Source organism: Arthrobacter globiformis (assembly GCF_046536215.2).
Taxonomy (GTDB): Bacteria; Actinomycetota; Actinomycetes; order Actinomycetales; family Micrococcaceae; genus Arthrobacter; species Arthrobacter globiformis_E.
The window spans coordinates 1395216-1415589 of the sequence record NZ_CM143421.1 but is presented as its reverse complement, the minus strand read 5'-3'; the positions used below and the strand labels follow the sequence as shown (position 1 = coordinate 1415589).

Annotated in this window: 19 protein-coding genes and 2 riboswitches; of the genes, 12 read left to right on the top strand and 7 right to left on the bottom strand. The window is 67.6% G+C overall.

Annotation, left to right across the window (positions count from 1 at the left end):
* The first annotated feature begins 47 nt into the window (after positions 1-47).
* Complete coding sequence (locus R5O87_RS06420) at positions 48-827, top strand: CPBP family intramembrane glutamic endopeptidase (protein ID WP_410555717.1); 780 nt, start codon at positions 48-50, stop codon at positions 825-827.
* A 160-nt stretch (positions 828-987) separates the two neighbouring features.
* Here R5O87_RS06420 and R5O87_RS06415 read toward each other — a convergent pair whose 3' ends face one another.
* Positions 988-1626 (bottom strand): VOC family protein, encoded by a 639-nt coding sequence (locus R5O87_RS06415; RefSeq protein ID WP_003802054.1) that lies wholly within the window; start codon positions 1624-1626, stop codon positions 988-990.
* A gap of 128 nt (positions 1627-1754) precedes the next feature.
* Positions 1755-1871, top strand: a riboswitch (SAM riboswitch).
* Positions 1872-1913: 42 nt separating this feature from the next.
* Between R5O87_RS06415 and R5O87_RS06410 the strand changes: the two genes are divergently transcribed.
* The 4 genes from R5O87_RS06410 to R5O87_RS06395 all read left to right on the top strand — a co-directional run bounded on the left by R5O87_RS06410 (position 1914) and on the right by R5O87_RS06395 (position 7492).
* Positions 1914-3230: a bifunctional o-acetylhomoserine/o-acetylserine sulfhydrylase gene (locus R5O87_RS06410; RefSeq protein WP_410555716.1), complete on the top strand. Its 1317-nt coding sequence runs from the start codon at positions 1914-1916 to the stop codon at positions 3228-3230.
* Positions 3231-3334: 104 nt separating this feature from the next.
* A riboswitch (SAM riboswitch) is annotated at positions 3335-3450 on the top strand.
* Between the two features lie 12 nt (positions 3451-3462).
* On the top strand, positions 3463-4644 hold the full coding sequence (gene metX, locus R5O87_RS06405) for a homoserine O-acetyltransferase MetX (RefSeq protein WP_410555715.1): 1182 nt from the start codon (positions 3463-3465) through the stop codon (positions 4642-4644).
* Positions 4645-4858: 214 nt separating this feature from the next.
* Positions 4859-6241 (top strand): MFS transporter, encoded by a 1383-nt coding sequence (locus R5O87_RS06400; protein WP_410555714.1) that lies wholly within the window; start codon positions 4859-4861, stop codon positions 6239-6241.
* 102 nt (positions 6242-6343) lie between these two features.
* Complete coding sequence (locus tag R5O87_RS06395; protein ID WP_410555713.1) at positions 6344-7492, top strand: alcohol dehydrogenase catalytic domain-containing protein; 1149 nt, start codon at positions 6344-6346, stop codon at positions 7490-7492.
* Positions 7493-7605: 113 nt separating this feature from the next.
* Here R5O87_RS06395 and R5O87_RS06390 read toward each other — a convergent pair whose 3' ends face one another.
* Positions 7606-8508: a LysR family transcriptional regulator gene (locus tag R5O87_RS06390; RefSeq protein ID WP_410555823.1), complete on the bottom strand. Its 903-nt coding sequence runs from the start codon at positions 8506-8508 to the stop codon at positions 7606-7608.
* Between the two features lie 144 nt (positions 8509-8652).
* Between R5O87_RS06390 and mmsB the strand changes: the two genes are divergently transcribed.
* The 3 genes from mmsB (at position 8653) to R5O87_RS06375 (ending at position 11827) form a co-directional block, all read left to right on the top strand.
* Positions 8653-9555, top strand: a complete 903-nt coding sequence (gene mmsB, locus R5O87_RS06385; protein WP_410555712.1) for a 3-hydroxyisobutyrate dehydrogenase — start codon at positions 8653-8655, stop codon at positions 9553-9555.
* A 91-nt stretch (positions 9556-9646) separates the two neighbouring features.
* The gene (locus R5O87_RS06380; RefSeq protein WP_410555711.1) at positions 9647-11131 is read left to right on the top strand and encodes a CoA-acylating methylmalonate-semialdehyde dehydrogenase; all 1485 of its coding nucleotides are present in this window, start codon (positions 9647-9649) and stop codon (positions 11129-11131) included.
* Positions 11132-11335: 204 nt separating this feature from the next.
* Positions 11336-11827 carry a hypothetical protein gene (locus R5O87_RS06375; RefSeq protein ID WP_410555710.1) on the top strand — a complete coding sequence of 164 codons (492 nt, stop codon included), beginning with the start codon at positions 11336-11338 and terminating at the stop codon, positions 11825-11827.
* Between the two features lie 110 nt (positions 11828-11937).
* Here R5O87_RS06375 and R5O87_RS06370 read toward each other — a convergent pair whose 3' ends face one another.
* From R5O87_RS06370 to R5O87_RS06360, 3 genes are all read right to left on the bottom strand, one after another.
* Complete coding sequence (locus R5O87_RS06370; RefSeq protein ID WP_462836397.1) at positions 11938-12600, bottom strand: hypothetical protein; 663 nt, start codon at positions 12598-12600, stop codon at positions 11938-11940.
* A 105-nt stretch (positions 12601-12705) separates the two neighbouring features.
* On the bottom strand, positions 12706-13941 hold the full coding sequence (locus R5O87_RS06365) for a winged helix DNA-binding domain-containing protein (protein ID WP_410558274.1): 1236 nt from the start codon (positions 13939-13941) through the stop codon (positions 12706-12708).
* Positions 13942-14005: 64 nt separating this feature from the next.
* Positions 14006-14878, bottom strand: a complete 873-nt coding sequence (locus tag R5O87_RS06360; RefSeq protein ID WP_410558277.1) for an SGNH/GDSL hydrolase family protein — start codon at positions 14876-14878, stop codon at positions 14006-14008.
* A gap of 94 nt (positions 14879-14972) precedes the next feature.
* On the opposite strand from R5O87_RS06360, the gene R5O87_RS06355 reads away from it, so the two are divergent.
* Complete coding sequence (locus R5O87_RS06355) at positions 14973-15623, top strand: alpha/beta hydrolase (protein ID WP_410558273.1); 651 nt, start codon at positions 14973-14975, stop codon at positions 15621-15623.
* Positions 15624-15629: 6 nt separating this feature from the next.
* Here R5O87_RS06355 and R5O87_RS06350 read toward each other — a convergent pair whose 3' ends face one another.
* Positions 15630-15863: an RNA-binding S4 domain-containing protein gene (locus tag R5O87_RS06350; RefSeq protein ID WP_410558272.1), complete on the bottom strand. Its 234-nt coding sequence runs from the start codon at positions 15861-15863 to the stop codon at positions 15630-15632.
* A gap of 33 nt (positions 15864-15896) precedes the next feature.
* Here R5O87_RS06350 and R5O87_RS06345 point away from each other — a divergent pair, with 33 nt between their 5' ends.
* From R5O87_RS06345 to R5O87_RS06335, 3 genes are all read left to right on the top strand, one after another.
* On the top strand, positions 15897-16919 hold the full coding sequence (locus tag R5O87_RS06345; RefSeq protein WP_410558271.1) for a DMT family transporter: 1023 nt from the start codon (positions 15897-15899) through the stop codon (positions 16917-16919).
* Between the two features lie 175 nt (positions 16920-17094).
* Positions 17095-18480 carry a glycine--tRNA ligase gene (locus tag R5O87_RS06340; protein WP_003802092.1) on the top strand — a complete coding sequence of 462 codons (1386 nt, stop codon included), beginning with the start codon at positions 17095-17097 and terminating at the stop codon, positions 18478-18480.
* A 2-nt stretch (positions 18481-18482) separates the two neighbouring features.
* The gene (locus R5O87_RS06335; RefSeq protein ID WP_410558270.1) at positions 18483-19460 is read left to right on the top strand and encodes a GNAT family N-acetyltransferase; all 978 of its coding nucleotides are present in this window, start codon (positions 18483-18485) and stop codon (positions 19458-19460) included.
* Positions 19461-19517: 57 nt separating this feature from the next.
* On the opposite strand, the gene R5O87_RS06330 is transcribed toward R5O87_RS06335, so the two are convergent.
* On the bottom strand, positions 19518-20360 hold the full coding sequence (locus R5O87_RS06330; protein WP_410558269.1) for a lysophospholipid acyltransferase family protein: 843 nt from the start codon (positions 20358-20360) through the stop codon (positions 19518-19520).
* Positions 20361-20374: the final 14 nt, after the last annotated feature.

The following is a 20374-nucleotide window of genomic DNA, read 5'->3' as shown; positions in this document are numbered from 1 at the left end:
CGACGGGCTGACAGGAAAGTACCAGCAGGTACAGGCAAGATAGGACTATGTTGGTTCCCTCCCGCCGCCGGCTGCGGTTCGAAGTATGGATTGTCCTTGGCTTGTCGCTGGGGCAGTCCGCCGTCTACTCCGTGGTGCAGCTGCTGGACAAAATGACCCGGGCGCCGCTGGCGCAGGGTACCTCCACGCTGAACAGGTCGCAAAGCACCCGCGAGTATTTCGACCTGACCTACCAGCTGCTGGACATCATCTTCGCCTTGGTGCCGGTCCTGCTGGTGATCTACTTCCTGACCGACCAGCGCCAGCCGAAGTCCGGGGCCGGGCATGACTCCGGCTCCGCGTTCCGGAAGCTGGGATTCAACCTCGCCCGGCCAGGCAAGGACCTGCTGCAGGGGCTCGGCCTGGCCGCCCTGATCGGCATCCCGTCGCTGGGCCTTTACGCCGCGGGTCGCGCGCTGGGCATTACGACGGCGATCATCCCCAGCGGCCTGGACGCCTACTGGTGGACGGTGCCCGTGCTGGTCCTGTCCGCGGTGCGCCACGCGATCGTGGAGGAAGTCATTGTGGTGGGCTACCTGCTGGACCGGTTCGGCAAGTTCGGCTGGTCCATGCCCCTGGCGATCTTTGTGTCCTCGATGCTTCGCGGCAGCTACCACCTGTACCAGGGGTTCGGGCCGTTCATTGGAAACGCCATCATGGGCGTGGTTTTTGCGTGGGTCTACACCAAAACCCGCCGGGTGATGCCGCTCGTGATCGCGCACGCGCTGCTGGACATCGTCGCGTTCGTCGGGTTCAGCCTGTTCGGCAAAGCCGTCGGCCTGGGCTAAGCGGGCCGGGCTAACCGGCCTGGGCCACCCTGTCACGGGTTAACCGGGCCCGGGCCCCTGGTCCCCGGTTAGCGTTCAGCCGTTAAAAATGATTCGGCCGCCATCGGCGGGTGACGTCGTTGGCACCCGCTGATGGCGGCCGAAGTGAAGGCGGAGAGCGTCAGATGGTGACGGCGCCCGCGGCGGTTTCGAACGTGACGGAGAGGATCCCCGGCGTACCGTGCGGGGCCACCCAGTTCACGGCGACATCCTCCAGCGGCCGTTCAACCGGCTCGCCAAGCCACTCGGTCACGCGCTCGGCAGAGCCCGCGATCGTGAGGCTGGACATCTTCACATTGCTGTCATAGGCGTTGGACGGGTGCAGGCCCGGATCCCCCTCCCACTTCAGCATGTACGGAACCTGCGGGTCCGCGATCAGGCCCAGGATGCCAATCTGCTTCCAGACCAGCTCCCGGCCGTCAGGGAACTTGCGGTTGCCGTTCACGGCGGAGCGGCCAAGCCGCTCCTCGAAGGGGGCGAGGTCGTCAACTTCGACGCACCAGCCCATCCAGCCGCCGCCCGCCGCGGACCGGGCCCGGACGGCCTGGCCGAACGGTGCCTTGTCCGACGCCGGGTGGTCCAGGACCTCAACGACCTCAAGGTACTTGTGGCCGGCCAGCGGAATAATCATGTTCCGGGTTCCAAACCGGGGGTGCACTCCGCCCTTTACGGCTTCGACGCCGAGGGCAGAGGAGATACGTTCGGTGGTGGCCGCGAGGCCATCGTGTTCACAGGCGTAAGAGACGTGATCCATGCGCATGCCCTCATCTTGGCACTTTGTGACGGGGCTCTCAGCTTAGGGTTGCCTAACATTGCGAAAAGTCCATACTTTGACGAAATTCGTCACAAAGCTGTCGGCGTAACAGGGCCATTCCTACACTGATCGCAGGTCATGAGTGCCAGCGAAGAAGGCCCCGGCTCGCTGGCCGGCAACCCTCCACCGCGGCGGGGTGCCCCGGGTGAGGACCTGGCTGCGCGGCGCCCGCCGTGCGGCAAGCGCGGGCCTGTGCCGGGACCAGCACATGCCCCTTGAGCAGAGGAGCCTGCATGTCCAACGCATGGTCATTCGAAACCCGCCAGATCCACGCCGGCCAGGTGCCGGACAATGCCACCGGCGCCCGGTCGTTGCCGATCTACCAGACCACGTCGTTCGTCTTCCCCAGCGCCGAAAGCGCGGCGGACCGCTTCGCGCTCGCCGAGATCGCGCCCATCTACACCCGGATCGGCAACCCGACCCAGGACGCCGTTGAGCAGCGGATCGCCAGCTTGGAGGGTGGGCTTGCCGCGCTGCTCCTGAGCTCCGGCCAGGCCGCAGAAACGTACGCCATCCTGAACATCGCCGAGGCCGGCGACCACGTGGTGGCCAGCCCCAGCCTCTACGGCGGCACCTACAACCTGCTGGCACATACCCTGAAGAAGTTCGGCGTATCAGTCACCTTCGTGGCCGACCCGGACAACCTGGAGCAGTGGCGCGACGCGGTGCAGCCGAATACCAAGCTCTTCTTTGCCGAGGTGGTCTCCAACCCCCGGCAGGACGTCCTGGACATCGAAGGCGTTGCCCGGACCGCGCACGAGGCCGGCCTGCCGCTCATCGTGGACAATACGCTGTCCACGCCGTACCTCATCAGGCCGCTCGAGTGGGGTGCGGACATCGTGGTGCACTCGGCCACCAAATATCTGGGCGGCCACGGCGCCGCCATTGCCGGTGTCATCGTGGATTCGGGCAACTTCGACTTCGGCGCGGATCCGGAGCGCTTCCCGGGCTTCAATACGCCGGACCCCACCTACAATGGCCTGGTCTACGCCCGCGACCTCGGCGCCGGCGGGGCCCTGGGGGCCAACCTGTCCTACATTCTCAAGGCGCGGGTCCAGCTGCTTCGCGACCTGGGTTCCGCGGTGTCCCCGTTCAATGCCTTCCTCATCGCGCAGGGCCTGGAAACACTGAGCCTGCGGGTGGAGCGCCACGTGGCCAACGCGGTGGCCGTCGCCGGCTGGCTGGAAGCCCGGGACGATGTGGAGTCCGTGGCGTACGCCGGGCTGCCGTCCAGCCCCTGGTATGAGCGCGGCCGGAAGTATGGGCCAAAAGGCACCGGCGCGGTGGTGTCCTTCACCGTGACCGGCGGCGCCGAGGCAGGCAAGCGCTTCGTGGATGCCCTGGAACTGCACTCCCACGTGGCGAACATCGGCGACGTCCGTTCTCTCGTCATCCACCCGGCGTCGACCACGCACAGGCAGCTGACTCCGGAACAGCAGAGCGTGGCCGGGGTGGCCCCGGGCCTGGTCCGGCTGTCGGTGGGCCTGGAGCACATTGACGACATCCTGGCTGACCTCGACGCCGGATTCCGGGCGGCGAAAGCCGCCTGATGCAGGCTGTCCCGGTGGCGCTCCCGGCCCGTCCGCGGGCCGGGAGTCACACAGCCGTCACATTCTTCGCGCAGATGTCCGCCTGTTTCGTAAACTGGGCAACAGGTCATGAGTGCCAGCGACAGCCCCGGCTTGCTGGCCGGCAACCCTCCTTCCGCGGTGGGGTGCCCCGGGTGAAGACCTGGCCTGCCGGACAGCTGCCGGCGGGCAAGCGCGTAGAAGAGGTTTACCTATGACTATTTCTGTCAGCAGCACCGACGTACCCGCCGCCGAGGCCCCGGACGGCACTGTAGTTCCGGACGGCAGCGTAGTTCCCGAGGGCCGCACTGTTCCTGAGGGCACTGTCCAGTACCTCAACATCGGCAGCCTCGAGCTCGAGGCCGGAGGATTCCTGCCGGACGTGACCCTGGCCTACGAAACCTGGGGAACGCTCAACGAGGACGGCTCCAACGCCATCCTCGTTCAGCATGCCCTCACCGGCAGCACCCACGTGACCCGGGGTGCCGGTGACGAGGAGGGCTGGTGGGAGCAGCTCGCCGGGCCGGGTGCGCCGGCGGACACTGACAGGTTCTTTGTCATTTCCATCAACATCCTGGGCGGCTGTTACGGGTCCACCGGACCGTCGTCGACCGCCCCGGACGGCAAGCCGTGGGGCTCACGCTTTCCGCTGGTGACGCTCCGGGACTCGACCGTTGCCGAGGCGAGGCTCGCCGACCGGCTCGGCATCGGCAGCTGGCACGCCGTGGTGGGCGGATCCATGGGCGGGGCACGAGCGCTCGAATGGGCAGTGACTTTCCCGGAGCGGGTGCGCCGCTGCGGTGTCATCTCCGTCGGCGCCAGGAGCACGGCCGAACAAATCGCCTTCGCGCAGGCGCAGACCCTGGCCATCCGGCAGGACCGCCACTTCAACGGCGGCGACTATTACGGCGGCCAGGAACCCGCGGAGGGCCTGGCGCTCGCCCGGCGGATTGCCCACATCACCTACCGGTCCGCCTTCGAGCTTGATTTCCGGTTCGGCAGGAACGCCCAGGCCCCCGAAGAGCCGCTGCAGGCCGACGCCCTGGCAGGTCGCGGCCGGTACCAGGTGGAGAGCTACCTCGACCACCAGGGCAACAAGCTGGTCCGGCGCTTCGACGCCAACAGCTACATCGCCCTGACGGAAGCACTCATGAGCCATGACGTCACCCGCGGGCGGGGGACGCTGAAGGAAGCCCTGGCCCGGGCCACGGCCGACTTCTTCGTGGCCGCCGTGGAGACGGACCGGCTGTACTTTCCCGCCCAGACGCTGGAACTCGCCGAGGCCCTGCCCGGGAACGTCGACGTGCACATGATCGATTCACCGATCGGCCACGACGGGTTCCTCACCGAGATCGGCCAGCTGAACGCCCAGCTCAGGGAACACTTCCTCAACTGATTCCGGGCCGGTCCCTGCGGCCGGAGCCGACCGCACCGTGGCAATACCGGTGCAGCAGATGTGCATTTATGCAGATGCGCCCTGCACTATTTGGCGTTGAGCTTGCGTCATGGGCAGACCATACTCGTTGAATCCGGCGTTCGTGGTGCGCATCACACCAGTTCGCCATCGACTGGTCCCCGTGGTGTCGAGGAAGACGCCGAAGGAGTTCGCAATGAGTACGGAAAACTCCGCCGTAAGGCGTGCAGAAGAAACCGACGTCAAGGCCTCAGGCCTCAAGAAAGTTGTCACGGCGTCCATGGCCGGCACGGTCGTGGAGTGGTATGAGTTCTTCCTCTACGCCTCGGCCGCCACCCTGGTCTTCGGCAAGACATTCTTCCCCAACGCCGGCACCGAGCTGGACGGCATCATCGCCGCCTTCCTCACGTACGCCGTCGGCTTCGTTGCCCGCCCGATCGGCGGCATTGTCTTCGGCCACTTCGGCGACAAGTTCGGCCGCAAGCAGCTGCTGCAGCTGAGCATCATCCTGGTGGGTGTTTCCACCTTCCTCATGGGCTGCCTCCCCACGTTCCAGCAGATCGGCTACTGGGCGCCGGCGCTCCTGGTCTTCCTGCGGTTTGCCCAGGGCTTCGCCGTCGGCGGCGAATGGGGCGGCGCGGTCCTCCTCGTGGCAGAGCACAGCCCCAGCAAATCCCGCGGCTTCTGGGCCAGCTGGCCGCAGTCCGCCGTGCCCATGGGCAACCTGCTCGCCACGGCCGTGCTGTTCATCCTGTCCTCCACGCTGACCCAGGAAGCGTTCCTCGGCTGGGGCTGGCGCGTGGCGTTCTGGCTCTCCGCGGTGATCGTCCTGATCGGCTACTACATCCGCACCAAGGTCAATGACGCCCCGATCTTCCTCGAAGCCCGCAAAGAGGTCGAGGCCGGGCACAAGGGCTACGGCGTTGCCGAGGTGTTCAAGCGCTACCCGCGCGGCGTCTTCACCGCCATGGGCCTGCGCTTCGCCGAGAACATCCTCTACTACCTCGTGGTGACGTTCTCCATCACCTACCTCAAGACCGTGGTCCAGGCCGATACGACGCGGATCCTGCTCCTGCTGCTGTTCGCGCACGCCGTGCACTTCGCCGCCGTTCCCCTGGTGGGCAAGATGTCGGACCGCTTCGGCCGCAAGCCCGTCTACATGGCCGGCGCCATCCTGGGCGCCACCTGGGGCTTCTTCGCCTTCCCGATGATGGACACCAAGAATGACGTGGTCATCCTGGCTTCCATCATGATCGGCCTGCTGTTCCACGCACTGATGTACGCCGGCCAGCCCGCGATCATGGCGGAAATGTTCCCCACCCGGATGCGCTACTCCGGCGTCTCGCTGGGCTACCAGGTGACCTCCATCGTCGCCGGTTCGCTGGCCCCGATCATTGCCGCGTCGCTCCTGGCCACCTATAAGTCCTCCGTTCCGGTGGCCATCTACCTGCTGATCGCCTGCGCCATCACCGCCGTCGCGGTGTTCTTCCTGAAGGAAACCCGCGGCGTCTCGCTTCACGACGTGGACGCAGCGGACGCCCAGGGCACTGCCGACCTGCTCGCGGCCGGCAAGAAGTAGACCCGGCCGGCTTCAGCCCCGACCCTAACGAGCACTCAGCAACTGCCCGGACCCGCCCAAGCGGTCCGGGCAGTTGCCCGTTGACCGAGACCAAGGATTCCCATGAAAGCAGCAGTCCTCTACTCCACCGTCGCCAACACCGAAACCGAAGCGGGAGCTCCGTCGCAGAAGCCCAGCTACACCGACGCCCGGCCCCTCGTGGTGCAGGAACTGGAGCGGCCGGAGCCGCGCGCCGGCGAGCTTGGTATTGCCATCACCTACTCCAGCCTGTGCCATTCCGACCTGTCCGTGGTGGACGGTTCGCGGGTCCGGCCCCTGCCCATGGCGCTGGGCCATGAGGCGGTGGGGCGGGTCGTGTCCGTCGGCGCCGGCGTCACCGATGTATCCAGGGGTGACCACGTGGTGCTGGTCTTCGTGCCGAGCTGCGGCGACTGCCGCGCCTGCCGGTCGGGCCGTCCTGCGCTGTGCCACCAGGCGGCCGAGGTCAACGGCTCGGGCGACCTGCTGCACGGCGAGGCGCTGCTGCGGACGCCGGCGGGGGAGCGAATCAACCACCACCTGGGCGTCTCGGCGTTCGCCGACTATGCCGTGGTGGCCCGGGAGTCGGTGGTGGTGATTGACGACGACGTCCCGGACACTGTCGCGGCGATGTTCGGCTGCGCAGTGCTCACCGGCATGGGGGCGGTGCTGAACACCGCCGCTGTCACGGCCGGCCAGTCGGTGGCCGTCTTCGGGCTCGGGGCAGTGGGGCTTTCCGCCGTCATGGCGGCCTCCCTGGCCGGGGCCGCCGGCGTGATCGCCATCGACCCCAATCCCGGCAAGCACCAGTTCGCCCTCGACTGCGGCGCCACCGCGGTGGGGACGCCCGAGGACGCGGCCGGCCTTATCAAGGAAGCCGCCGGCGACGGCGTCGACGTCGCCATCGAAGCCGTCGGCTCGGCCGGTGTGATCGCCGCCTGCCTGGGGCATGTGACCAGGGGCGGCGCCGTCGTCTCGGTCGGCCTGCCCCATCCGTCAGCCGAGCTGACCGTGCCGGCGCTGCAGTTCGCCGGAGCGGGCAAGCGCCTGCTGGGTTCGTACATGGGTGACGCCGTTCCCGCACGCGACATCCCGCTTTACCTCGGCTACTGGCGCGAGGGCAGGCTGCCGGTGGAGCTGCTGCACACCGACACCAGGCCGCTCGCCGAGATCAACGAGGGACTGGATGCACTCGCGTCCGGACAGGTGGTGCGGCGGCTGTTCCAGGCCTGAGGCCTGGTGGGACAGGCCCGACGGCGGGCGCCCGCCTGCCGGGGGAACAGCCCGCTGGGCGGGTGCGAGACGGCCGTGCAGCGCACGGCGTGTAGGGGCTGCACGGCCGCGCGTCAGCCCGCCAGCACTGCTGCCCGGGCCTTCACTTCCTCCTTGAGCGACGCGATGACGGCCTGCACCGGGGCGGAGCGGAGGGATTCCGGCCGTGCCACCGCCCAGATGGGCAGCTGGCGCTCGAAGTCGTCGGCGAGCACGGGAACAAAGTCCGGCTGCCCGGCCACCATGAAGTTCGGCAGCAGCCCGATGCCTGCGCCCTGCCGCACGGCCTCCACCTGGGCGAACACGCTCGTGGCCTGGAAGCTTGAGCTGGGCATCGGCAGCTCGGAGGACCAGCGGTGCCCCAGCTCCGCCACCTGGAGTGCAGACTCAACGTAAGAGACAAAGCCGTGCTGCCCCACGTCGTCGAGCTTTTCCGGCAGTCCGTGTTCCGCGGTGTAGCCGGGGCTGGCGTAGAGGCGCAGGTAGTAGTTGCTCAGGAAGATGGTCTGGGCGTTGGTCACGTCGGTCCTGCCCACCACGATTTCCAGGTCCACGCCGGACCTGTTCTGGCTGACCTTCCGGGTGGCGCTCAGCATCTCGACGTTCAGCTGCGGGTTGTGCTGCTGCAGCCGGACCAGCGCGGGCGTGACGAACACCGCCCCGACCCCGTCCGTCGTCGCGACACGCACCAGCCCGGACAGGGCGCTCCGGTCCTGGCTGATGAGGCCGGAGAGGGATCCGAGCGTGCTCTCGATGGCCTCCGCCGCCTCCACTGCGGAGGCGCCGAGCTGGGTCAGTTCCCAGCCGTGCGGGCTGCGTTCCAGGGTCCGTCCGCCCAGCTGCTTGTCTAAAGCAAGGATCCGGCGGGAGATGGTGGTGTGGGTGGTGCCCAGCGTTTCCGCCACCGCATTGAACCTGCCGAGGCGTGCCACTGTCAGCAGGATCAGCAGGTCGTCCGGGCTCGGAAGCCGCCTCAGGTCCACGGCGGGCCTTTCGTTCTGTGTGCATCAGTGCACATGCCGTCTGTAATTTTTCCCCTTGATTGCACTCTAGCAGGGTGTGATGGTGGACACAGACCTTCCGGCCCCGGCGGCCGGATCCGTAGCAAAGGAGCTTACGAAATGGCAGTAATCGGCTGGATCGGCCTCGGAAACATGGGCGGCAACATGACCGCGAACCTGGCGAAGGCCGGGCACGACGTCCGCGGCTTTGACCTCAACCCCGCAGCGCTCGCCGCCGCCGAGGGGGCCGGCGTGAAGCCGGCCGGCAGCATTGCCGAGGCCGTCGAGGGCGCGGACGTGGTGTTCACCATGCTGCCCAAGGGCGAGCACGCCCGCGCGGTCTACCTCGGCGAGGACGGCGTACTGGCACATGCAGACACCCGCACGCTGCTGGTGGATTCCTCCACTATCGATATCGCTTCCGCCCAGGAACTGCACGACGCCGCCGCTGCCGCCGGCTTCCGCTTCGTGGACGCCCCGGTCTCCGGCGGCATGAGCGGGGCCAAGGCCGGGACGCTGACCTTCATGGTGGGCGGCGAGCAGGGTGCGGTCGCCGACGCCACCGGCTACATCGGCCCGATGGCGGCCAACATCATCCCCACCGGCGGCGCCACCACCGGTCAGGCAGCGAAGATCTGCAACAACCTCATGCTCTTCATCAACCTGGCGTCCACCGCCGAGGGCGCCGTCCTGGCCGACCGGCTGGGCCTGGACAAGCAGGTCTTCTGGGACATCGCATCCGTCTCCTCCGGCGACTCCTGGGCCCTGCGGACCTGGTACCCGGTACCCGGCGTGGTCCCCACTGCCGCCTCCAACAACGACTTCGCACCCACCTTCACCACCGAGCTGGCCAACAAGGACATCGGCCTTGCCATCAGCGCCGCCGAGGACACCGGCACCCCCCTGGAGATCGGCAAGCACGTCCAGCAGCTGTTCCAGCAGCTCATCGACGCCGGCGAGGCGGGCAAAGACTGCTCGATGATCATCAAGCTCGCCGACGGCTCGCTGGCCTCCGCCAAGTAGCCCGGCTCTTCCGGCACATTCCCCAGCCCCACCTGCAAGCAAGCATCTTCAAGCAAGCCTTCTGCAAGCAACGCACGAAAAGAGACCTCCCATGGAAACCATTCCGCATTTCATCAACGGCCGCCGTGTCAGCGACGCCGAACGCTTTGGCCCCGTCTTCAACCCCGCCACCGGCGAGCAGGAGAAGCAGGTGGCGCTCGCCTCGGCGTCCCGGACCGAGGAGGCCATCGCCGCCGCCCGGGCCGCGCTGCCGGCGTGGCGGGCCACCAGCCTGGCCAAGCGCACCAACATCTTCTTCCGGGTCCGCGAGATCCTGAACCAGCGCAAGCCCGAGCTTGCTGCCATCCTCACCAGCGAGCACGGCAAGGTCCTCTCCGATGCCGAGGGTGAGATCTCCCGCGGCCTGGAGAACATCGAGTTCGCCACGGGCCTGTCGCACATGCTCAAGGGTGAGCGCTCGGAGCAGGTCTCCAGCGGCATCGACGTCCACTCCGTCCGGCAGCCGGTGGGCGTCGTGGCCTGCATTACGCCGTTCAATTTCCCGGCCATGGTGCCGCTGTGGATGATCGGCAGCGCCCTGGCCTGCGGCAATACCGTGCTGCTGAAGCCCAGCGAGAAGGACCCTTCCGCCGCGATCTTCATCGCGGAGGCCTTTGCCGAGGCAGGGCTGCCCGCGGGCGTGCTGAACGTGGTCCAGGGGGATAAGGAAGCGGTGGACGTCCTGCTTGAGCACCCCGATGTGAAGGCGGTGAGCTTCGTAGGCTCCACACCCATCGCGCAATCGATCTACAAGCGGGCGGCCGATCACGGCAAGCGTGTCCAGGCGCTGGGCGGGGCGAAGAACCACATGGTGGTGCTGCCCGACGCCGATCTGGACATGGCTGCCGACGCTGCGGTTTCCGCTGCCTACGGTTCCGCCGGCGAACGCTGCATGGCTGTCAGCGTCCTCGTGGCGGTGGGCAACATCGCCGACGATCTTGTGCAGGCCATCTCCAGCCGCATGGCCGGCCTCAAGATCGGCCCGGGAACCGACCCCGCCTCCCAGATGGGCCCGCTGATCACCGCGGAGCACCGGGACCGGGTGGCTTCCTACGTTGCGGGAGCGGAAAACGAAGGCGCCACCGTCGTCGTGGACGGGCGCTCACAGCAGTTCGACTCGAACGGTTTCTTCATCGGCGTCAGCCTGGTGGACAATGTGAAGCCGGGCATGAGGGTGTACGACGATGAGATCTTCGGCCCGGTCCTGTCGGTGGTCCGCGTCGACACCTACAGTGACGCCGTCCGGCTGGTCAACGAGAACGAGTTCGGCAACGGCACGGCCATCTTCACCCGCGACGGTGGCGCAGCACGGCAGTTCGAGTTCGACGTCGACGCCGGCATGGTGGGCGTCAACGTCCCCATCCCCGTTCCTGTGGGCACCTTCTCGTTCGGCGGCTGGAAGAACTCGCTGTTCGGCGACACCCACATGTACGGCCCGGACAGCATCCGCTTCTACACCCGCGGCAAGGTGGTCACCACGCGCTGGCCGGACCCGTCCACGTCGGTCATTGACCTCGGCTTCCCGCAGATCGACTAAACTCGAAACTCGGTTTACATCAAAACTTGAGTTCGGGCCGGTTACGGCCGGCCCGTGCCCCAGCCCGCGTCCCGCAGCCACAAGCAGCGGGCCGCGGGCTGTTTTTGTTCCCGGTACGTTTCGCGCGAACGTACACTTGTGGCCCGTGGTCAGCGGGCGCGGGAGCCTGTGGTTTTCGGGTGTGTCCGGCCCTATGCTGGCCGCATGGTCCGACTGAGGCCCATTGCATGCCTTGCAGTCCTGCTGCCGGCGCTCCTGCCGGTCACGGGATGCGGCAAGACCTGCCCGTCCATGGCCTGGATCAACTACGTCACTGTGGCCTTGGACGGGGACACCCGCGGCGTGACCTGGGTCCAGCTGTGCACTCCGGAAGCATGTTCCCAGGCAACGGACCGCCCAGCCCCGCCGCCGGTGCTTCCAACGGCAACTCCAACTCCAACCGGGGCCAACGGTCTGGGCTTCCCGCCCGGACAGGGACCGGCCGAACACCACATCTCGGTCGAGCGGACCGGTTCCGATGCCTGGCGATTTGGATTCGTCGTGGAATCGCCAGGCTCAGTGACTGTGCGTGCCCTCGACCGTGCCGGCAAGACCCTCGCGGAGAAACGGGTGTCACTGGTCTGGCAGCAGATTGGCAAAGCGACGGAATGCGGCGGTCCAGCGACGGCGGCCCCCGTCACGCTGACCATCAACTGAACCTGACAGTCGATTCAAGCTGACGGTCAACTCAAGCTGACAGGACTCACACTGACGGCCGTTCAGAGGCGGTCCCGCAGGGCACGGGGATTTGCGGCGCGGGCCTGCTGCTAGCCGTTCATGATGTCGTTGCGCCGGGTCATGTACTCCTCCATGGAGATCTGGCCGTCGCTGTACTGCTGATCGAGCTCGGCCAGTTTCCGTGCGCGGAACCCCTGCGGGGCCGACGGCGGCGGGGGAGTTGAGGGGGCTGCTCCAGCGGGAGGGGCGGGGTTTTGCTGAGTCTGGGGCGGGTTGGCCCGGTATTCCGGGCTGTCCTCGTAGGGAATCGGCCCCTGCTGCCAAGGGGGCGCGCCAGTTCCACCGGGGCCAGTCTGGTTGGGGTAGGGCTGGTTTGGATACGGCTGGTCCGCGTACGGCTGGTTTGGATACGGCTCGTTCGGGCCGGGCTGGGGGTATGGCGGGTAGGGCTGGTTCAGGGGCGGAAGCTCTTCACGGCCACCGCGCTGCGGGAATCCGAATCCGCCGCTGAAGTAGTCCTGCTGTGTGTAGCCGTCCCTCGGCCGGTTGTCCGGGCGGCCAGAGAATGGGCCACCGAACGGGTTGCCCGGCTGGTTGCCGAACTGGTTGTCCCCGTGGTTGGGGAACTGGCCGGGGTACTGTCCGGGCAGGCCGGGCCCCTGGTTCCGCCGCTGGACCGTCCTCCGGTACATCCGCATGCCCATGGGAACCAGGACGGCCAGAATGATGATCCAGAAAAAGAAATCGAACACGGTGGGGCCTCTCGGTGAGTGTCCATTCCAGCTTAGTCCCGTCAGATAACGCGCCCGGGATGCTTATGCCCAGAGCGCACGGCAGCGCACGGCAGGTGGCGGAAGTCAGGTGCCGGGCGGAATCCGGACCGTCGGCATGCCGAGGAAGTCCCTGTACCTGGCCACGGCAGCCTCCAGGGCTTCATTCACAGCCACCTCGGCGGCATGACCCAGCGGCCGGGAGAGCCGGATGTCCAGCTCGCAGCGTTCCGCGGCGGACCCCCGTCGCACCAGCGAATGCCGCCAGGAACCCGCCAGCACCCCGTCGAGCAGGACCACGTGCATAGGGTTGTCGCCAAAGGGATAGGCCGGCGCGGTTCCGCCGAAATAACGCCGCGAGACCGAGTAGCCCATGATGTATTCGTCGTAGCACTGGACCAGGTCCACCTGCGGCCGCCCGTCGCCGGCCTGTCCTGGTTCGCAGGCCCTGCCCGTCCCCGGCCCGGGACTTCCCGATCCACCGATCTGCCCCGAAACAGCGCCCGGCCCCAGCGCGTCCCGGCCGTACTCAGCGGGCCGAAGATAGAAGTCGGCGCCGTCGAAGCTGACGCCAGCGATCCCTCCGGGATCAATCTCGTCCGCCAGCGCCAACCCCTTGCGCACATCCGTCATCGTGAGACCCGACCAGTCCGCGCAATCCCGGACGGTGGCAGGCCCGCGGCTCCCGAAATACCTCAGCACCAGGGCCGCCAGCGATTCCTCCCGCGAGGGCACAACGGCCCAGGCGGTCCCAGCCACACGCTCATCGAACGCCGCATAGGTCTGCCGCAGCGCGCCGCCCGGGCTGCGGACGGGCGTGCCGCTGACCAGCACCCCGCTGATCTCCGCATGCATGATCAGGTACGCGAGGGCGAGACCTTTGGCCGGGAAGCCGGCGCCCGCCAGCCTGTCAGCCAGCTGCTCACGGGTGAGGTGCACCCCGCCCGCCACCGCTTCTGCCATGACGTCTGCGCTCCGGGATGCCGCTGCGTCGTCGATTCCGGTCCTGCGGTACGTGCCGGCGTTTGCCTGGTGCAGCCGGGGTTCGGACAGGGCCCGCAACCACGGCAGATCGTCGCGGTGCACAAAATGCCAGGTGGGCCGCAGGATATGGGTCCGGAGAATTCGTCCGTCGGCAACCGCCTGTTCCACATCCTCCGCCGTGGCACCCGTCGTCCGCTGGGCAAGGGACCAGCGCGCGTAGGCGAACTCCTGCGCCTGCACGGCCAGCAGGTTCTTCAGGGCTCCCTCTGCCGTTGCTGCCTGCGGCTCCCTCAGCTGCTGGCCGGCCAGCCGGGTCCGCAGCACCTCCTGGGGTTCCATGCCCGACGACGCTCCTCACTTTTAGCGGATAAGTCACCTCTGGAGTTAGGTCACTCACCTCCGGCTACTGACGGACCGGATTACCCAGCCTCAGCGGACCTTCACCCGAACCCAACGGGACGCCCGGGCCGAACACAGGTCCCGGCGTCGGGCGTTTGGGGGTGATGCCGTCGCCGGAGGACCGGTGGCGCAGTCGCCGGACCACCCACGGCACAAAATACTCCCGCGCCCAGACGAGGTCTTCGCTGCGGGCCTCGCGCCAGCTGCGGGGCGGCAGCGGCTTCGGCGCGAGCGGTTCCAGGCTGTGCTGGACATTCAGGGCCTCGAGCACCATGGCGGCGATGGTGTGGTGTCCCAGCGGCGAGAAGTGCAGCCGGTCCTCGTTCCACATCTGCGGATCCTTCAACTGCCGGAGCGACCACATGTCGGCAATGATCGCGTCGTGCCGGGCGGCGATGGTGCGGAGGTTCTCGTTGTAGATGGCCACCTTGCTGCGGATCCGGCCCAGCACCGACGAACCCGTATCCGGACCGTTGAACAGCACCACGGTGGCGCCGCTCATTCCCAGGATCTGCACCACGGGGTCGAGCCGTTCGGCGAGGGCGTCCGGGTCGCCGCCGGGCCGGATGAGGTCGTTGCCGCCGGCGGACAGGGTGACCAGGTCAGGCTTGAGGGCCAGGCACGGTGCGAGCTGCTGGTCGATGATCTGCTGCAGCAGCCGTCCCCGCACGGCCAGGTTTGCGTAGGCGAAATCCTCCTGGCCCCGTCCCAACTCTTCCGCCACCCGGTCCGCCCAGCCGCGGTAGCCGCCCGGGCTGCTGGGTTCGGGGTCGCCGATGCCTTCGGTGAAGGAATCGCCCATGGCCACATACCGGCTCCAGGGATGGCGGCCCGCAGGCTCATTCGCTTCTTCTATAGGCTCCGGGGCCTGCTGCATGGGTTCGGTTCCGCTCACCTTCCCATCCTGTACCGTCAGCGCCCGGCTACGCCACCGTAGGTTGTTACCGGAGGGTAACTGTAAGAATGGAGCCATGACTTCTGCCGACTCCTTTCCTGCCCCCGTTGTTCTGTGGTCCAAGCCCGAGGAAGCCAGGGCCGGCAAGCCCCTGCTCGTCCTGCTGCACGGGTACGGCGCGAACGAGCAGGACCTCCTCAGCCTGGCTGACATGCTCCCGGACGACTTCGCCGTTGCATCTGTCCGCGCACCCATCGCCATGGGACCCGGCTTTTCCTGGTTCCCGCTGACCGGCTCGATCGAATACTCCGTCGACGCCGTCAAGGCCGCGTCAGCGTACGTCCTGGACTGGCTGGACACGGTCAGGGCCAACCACCCGTCCGTCACCCTTCTCGGGTTCTCGATGGGAATGGCCATGGCCACCACGCTGCTGCGGCAGCGGCCCGCTGACTTTGCTGCCGTCGTCGGGCTTTCCGGCTTTGTGGTCAATGCGGATTCCGACGGCGAGTTCCGGGACTCCGAGCTGGACGGAACGGTCCCGCTGTTCTGGGGCCGGGACCAGCAGGATCCGGTCATCACGCCGGACAAGATCGAATACACGATGGGCTGGGTGCGCAAGCACGTGAAGCTGACCAAGGTGCTGTACACGGGGATGTGGCACGGCATCAACGCCCAGGAGGTCGGCCACGTCTCCGAGTTCCTCACCCATGAAGTGCTGAAGAAGTAGGTTTCCTTAGTCCTGGGGAGCGCTGACCCGGACGGTCTGGCCGTTCACCGTTACCGTGTCCCCGTTGTGAAGCTGCCGGCCGCGCCGGTCGTCGATCTCACCGTTGACCTTGACCAGGCCGTTCTTGATCAGCTCTGTTGCCTCCACGCCGTCCTCCACGAGGTTGGCGAGCTTCAGGAGCTGGCCCAGGCGGATCATGGTGTCGCGGATGGGGATCTCTTCGATTTCCGGGTTGCTCATACCTGTAATGATGCCTGACGTTAGGTGAACCGAATGACCCATGCACCCCGGCTGCCCCTTGCCGTGGGCCTTCCGATGGCCGTGGCCTCCGGCCTTGCGATTCCCGTCCAGGGGCGCATCAACGGGGCCCTTGGTGCCCGCCTCGGCGACGGCATCGCCGCCGCCGTCGTCAGTTTCAGCACCGGGCTGATCGTGATGGTTCTCGTCTCCCTGCTGGCTCCGCGCGGGCGGGCAGGGCTCGCCCGGATCCTGCCCGCGCTGCGTGAACGCCGCTTCCCGCCGTACTACGCGCTCGCGGGCGGCATCGGCGCCTTCTTCGTCTTCGCTCAGTCCTTCACCGTGGGGCTGCTGGGCATCGCCCTTTTCACGGTGGCCACCGTCACCGGCCAGACGCTCAGCGGCCTGTTGGTGGACCGCCTGGGCATCGGTCCGGCGGGCAAGAAATCCGTGACCGGCATCCGCGTCATCGGCTGCATCCTCACTATCGCCGCGGTTTCGTGGGCTGTGTCGCCGCGCTTCTCCGGCGGCGCGGCGGGAGCGTCCGGTGCGTCCGGCGTCGCCAGCGGTGCGGCCGGCGCCGGGGCGGCCGATCCCGCGGCTCTCCTGCTGCCGATCATCCTGCCTGTCCTGGCCGGCTTCCTCATGAGTTTCCAGCAGGCCATGAACGGAACCGCCACCGTGCACTACGGGACGCCGATCGCCGCCACGCTGGTGAACTTCATCGCCGGCACCTGCGTGCTGTGGGTTGTCTGGTCCATCAAGGTGGCCGTCGCCGGACCGGCCAACCCGCTGCCGGGGGAGTGGTGGTACTACCTCGGCGGACCCATGGGCTGCGTGTTCATCGGCCTCGGCGCGCTGCTGGTTCGCAGCCTCGGGGTGCTGGTGACGGGCCTTGGAATGATCGCCGGGCAGCTGCTGGGGTCGCTGGGCCTGGACCTGCTGGTGCCCACGCCGGGCACAGTGGTGGAGGCCGCCACGGTTCTGGGGACCCTGCTGACCCTCGCGTCCATTGTCGTGGCCACCCTGCCCTGGCCGCGGGGCGCCCTCCGGAGGTGACGGGTTGTCTTCGAAAGTCAGGGGCGCCCTCCACAGGCAGCTCCCGGTAGGCTAGGACACGCAGCTTCCTGCACAGTTTTTCCCTTTCACACGCCCCCGCCCGGCATCCAGCCGCGGTCACGGGCCAGAGACACCGCGGACCGCACCCAGCGGCCCTGTAGAAATTGGAGTTCCCATGGCAGCAAAATCCGTCCTCGACCAGGTCATTTCCCTTTCCAAGCGGAGAGGATTCGTTTTCCAGGCCGGCGAGATCTACGGAGGCTCGCGTTCCGCTTGGGACTACGGACCCCTCGGTGCCGAGCTGAAGGAAAACATCAAGCGCCAGTGGTGGCAGTCCGTGGTCCGCGGCCGTGAGGACGTGGTGGGCCTGGACTCCTCCGTGATCCTGCCCCGCCAGGTATGGGAAGCCTCCGGCCACGTTGAGGTCTTCTCTGACCCCCTCGTCGAATGCCTCTCCTGCCACAAGCGCTACCGCGCCGACCACCTCGAAGAGGAATACGAGGAGAAGAAGGGCCGTCCCGCCGAGAACGGCCTCAAGGACATCGCCTGCGCCAACTGCGGAACCCGCGGCGAATGGACCGAGCCGCAGGAATTCTCCGGCCTCCTGAAGACCTTCCTGGGCCCCGTGGCCAGCGATGAGGGACTGCACTACCTGCGCCCCGAAACCGCGCAGGGCATCTTCGTGAACTTCAGCAACGTCCTCACCACCTCCCGGAAGAAGCCGCCGTTCGGCATCGGCCAGATCGGCAAGTCCTTCCGCAACGAGATCACGCCCGGCAACTTCATCTTCCGTACCCGTGAGTTCGAGCAGATGGAGATGGAATTCTTCGTGGAGCCGGGCACGGACGAAGAGTGGCACGAATACTGGATGAAGGAGCGTATGGCCTGGTACACCGGCCTGGGCATCCGCGAGGAGAACCTGCGCTTCTTCGAGCACCCGCAGGACAAGCTCAGCCACTACTCCAAGGGCACCACGGACATCGAGTACCGCTTCGGTTTCCAGGGCTCCGAGTGGGGCGAGCTGGAAGGCATCGCCAACCGCACCGACTTCGATCTCTCCACCCACGCCAAGGCCTCCGGAACGGACCTCAGCTACTTCAACCAGGCCACCAACGAGCGCTACACCCCGTACGTGATCGAGCCCGCCGCAGGCCTGACCCGGTCCTTCATGGCGTTCCTCATCGACGCCTACACCGAGGATGAGGCCCCCAACGCCAAGGGCGGCGTGGACGTCCGCACCGTGCTGAAGCTCGACCCGCGGCTTGCCCCGGTCAAGGCGGCCGTGCTGCCGCTGAGCCGCAACGAGGACCTCTCCCCGAAGGCCAAGGACCTGGGCACGCAGCTGCGCAAGAACTGGAACATCGACTTCGACGACGCCGGCGCCATCGGCCGCCGCTACCGCCGCCAGGACGAGATCGGCACCCCGTTCTGCATCACGGTGGACTTCGACACGCTCGAGGACCAGGCGGTCACCATCCGTGAACGCGACACCATGAGCCAGGAACGCGTGTCCCTGGACAAGGTGGAGGGCTACCTGGCCGCACGGCTGATCGGCGCCTAGCCGTGGCGATCCAATACCGCGAATGGCGCGAGGGCGACGACCTCGCCCTGCTGGAAATCTGGGGCGACCCCGAAACTGACCAGGCAGGGCAGTTCCGCGGCACCCTCGCGCCCTCCGGCAACGCGCCGTGGCGGCGCTGCATCGTGGCCGAGGACGTCGTCGACGGCGTGGCCATCCCGGTTGCCGCAGGCGTGGTCCACGAGGCCAGCCTGCACCCGGAGCGGCTGTGGGTCTACGTCGAGGTGGCCCGGGACCACCGCAGGGCCGGCATCGGCTCCACGCTGCTCATGATGCTGCGCCGCGAGGCGGAGGGATCGCCGTCGGGCGTCACCCGGCTCCGCTGCAAGGTGGAGCCGGGCACCTCCGGCGCCGCCTTCGCGGAGGCGGCGGGGCTCACCCCGATCCAGCACACCCGGCTCGTCGTGGTGGAGCCGGCGGCCCTGAAGCTGCCGGTCTTCGGCGACGGTTCCGAGGACGCGGCGTCGGAGCGCATTCAGGATCTGGCCACAGGTTCGGTGGAGCTGTCCGACGTCGTGGGCCGGTACTACTCGTCCGTCCACGGCTGGGACAGCCCGGGCGAACTGGGCATCGGCACGGTGCAGCGTCTGTTCCTGGACGAGCTCAGCGGCGCGCACGGCGCGATAGTGCTGCGCGCCCCGAAAGCCAGTGCCTTCGGGTCCGGCGTGCCGGCCAGCCGCAAGGGCAAGATCCAGGCCTTCGCGATCAGCTATGCGCAGCAAAACCCCGAACAAGGACATGCTGACCACCCGTCCGACGTGTTCCTCGGCCACGAGCCGGAGCTGGACGCCGACGAGGCGCAGGCAGCGGTCCGTGACCTGCTGGCCCTCATCGCGTACCAACACCCGGTGCTCATGGAAGTGGACGATTCCATGTCAGCGCTGCGCGCCGTCGTCGGGCCTTTGATGGAAGCGGGCAAGGCCCGCCGCCAGGGCGCGGAGACCTACGTCGTCTCCGACTGACCCATCTATGTAGCAGAACAGGGCGTTCCCAGGCTTGGGAACGCCCTGTTCTGCTACTTACTTGGGATGCTGCCCACCTTTGGACGTACGACGGCGGTCCCTCGCCAGATCGGCGGCATCGAGCCTTTGGCGCTCCTCCTCGGAGATGGCGCCGCCGCCGAGGTCCGCCGGCATCCACCAGTCGCCCGGCCGGGCCGCCACGGGGAAGCTGGCGATGGCGTCGTCGATTCCCGCCTGCAGCGTCCGGCGGAGCCGCGCCGTTTCAGCCTCCGCGTCGATATCCGCGGCCAGGTGCACCGGCTCGCCGATGTGCACCCGGACCGGTGCGCGCCGGATGCGGTGCAGCGGAAGGCCGTTGCCGCGGGTCAGGATCCGGTGGGCGCCCCAGACGGAGACCGGGATGAGCGGCACTCCCGCCTCGGCCGCCATCCGCACTGCCCCTGTCCTGCATTCGCGGACCCTGAAGCTGCGGCTGACACCGGCTTCGGGCATGACGGCCAGATACTCACCGGCGCGGAGCCTGGCCACGGCGTCGTCATAGGCGGCCGTCCGCGAACCGTGGCGCACCACCAGCTGGCCCGCTGCGCTGATGAAAGGCCCAGCGAGCCAGTGGTCGGCCGCGCCCTGATGAATCAGAAACCGCAGCTGCCCGCGGTTGTGCCGCCACAGCACGAGCTCGGCAGCGGCGAAGTCCAGGTAGCCGAAGTGGGTGATGGCGACGACGGCGCCGCGGCCCGGCAGCACCGTCCTCGCAGCCTTGGCGGGGCTTCGCGCTCCGCCGTCCGGCAGGTTTTGCTGCCCGGTCACGATCAGGCGGACTCCGAACAGCCACCGCAGGAACAGCCCGGTCCGGACGAGGAGGCGGTAGAAGCGCTCGCTGGCGGCTGGTGTCCAATGCATCTGGAGTTACCGGA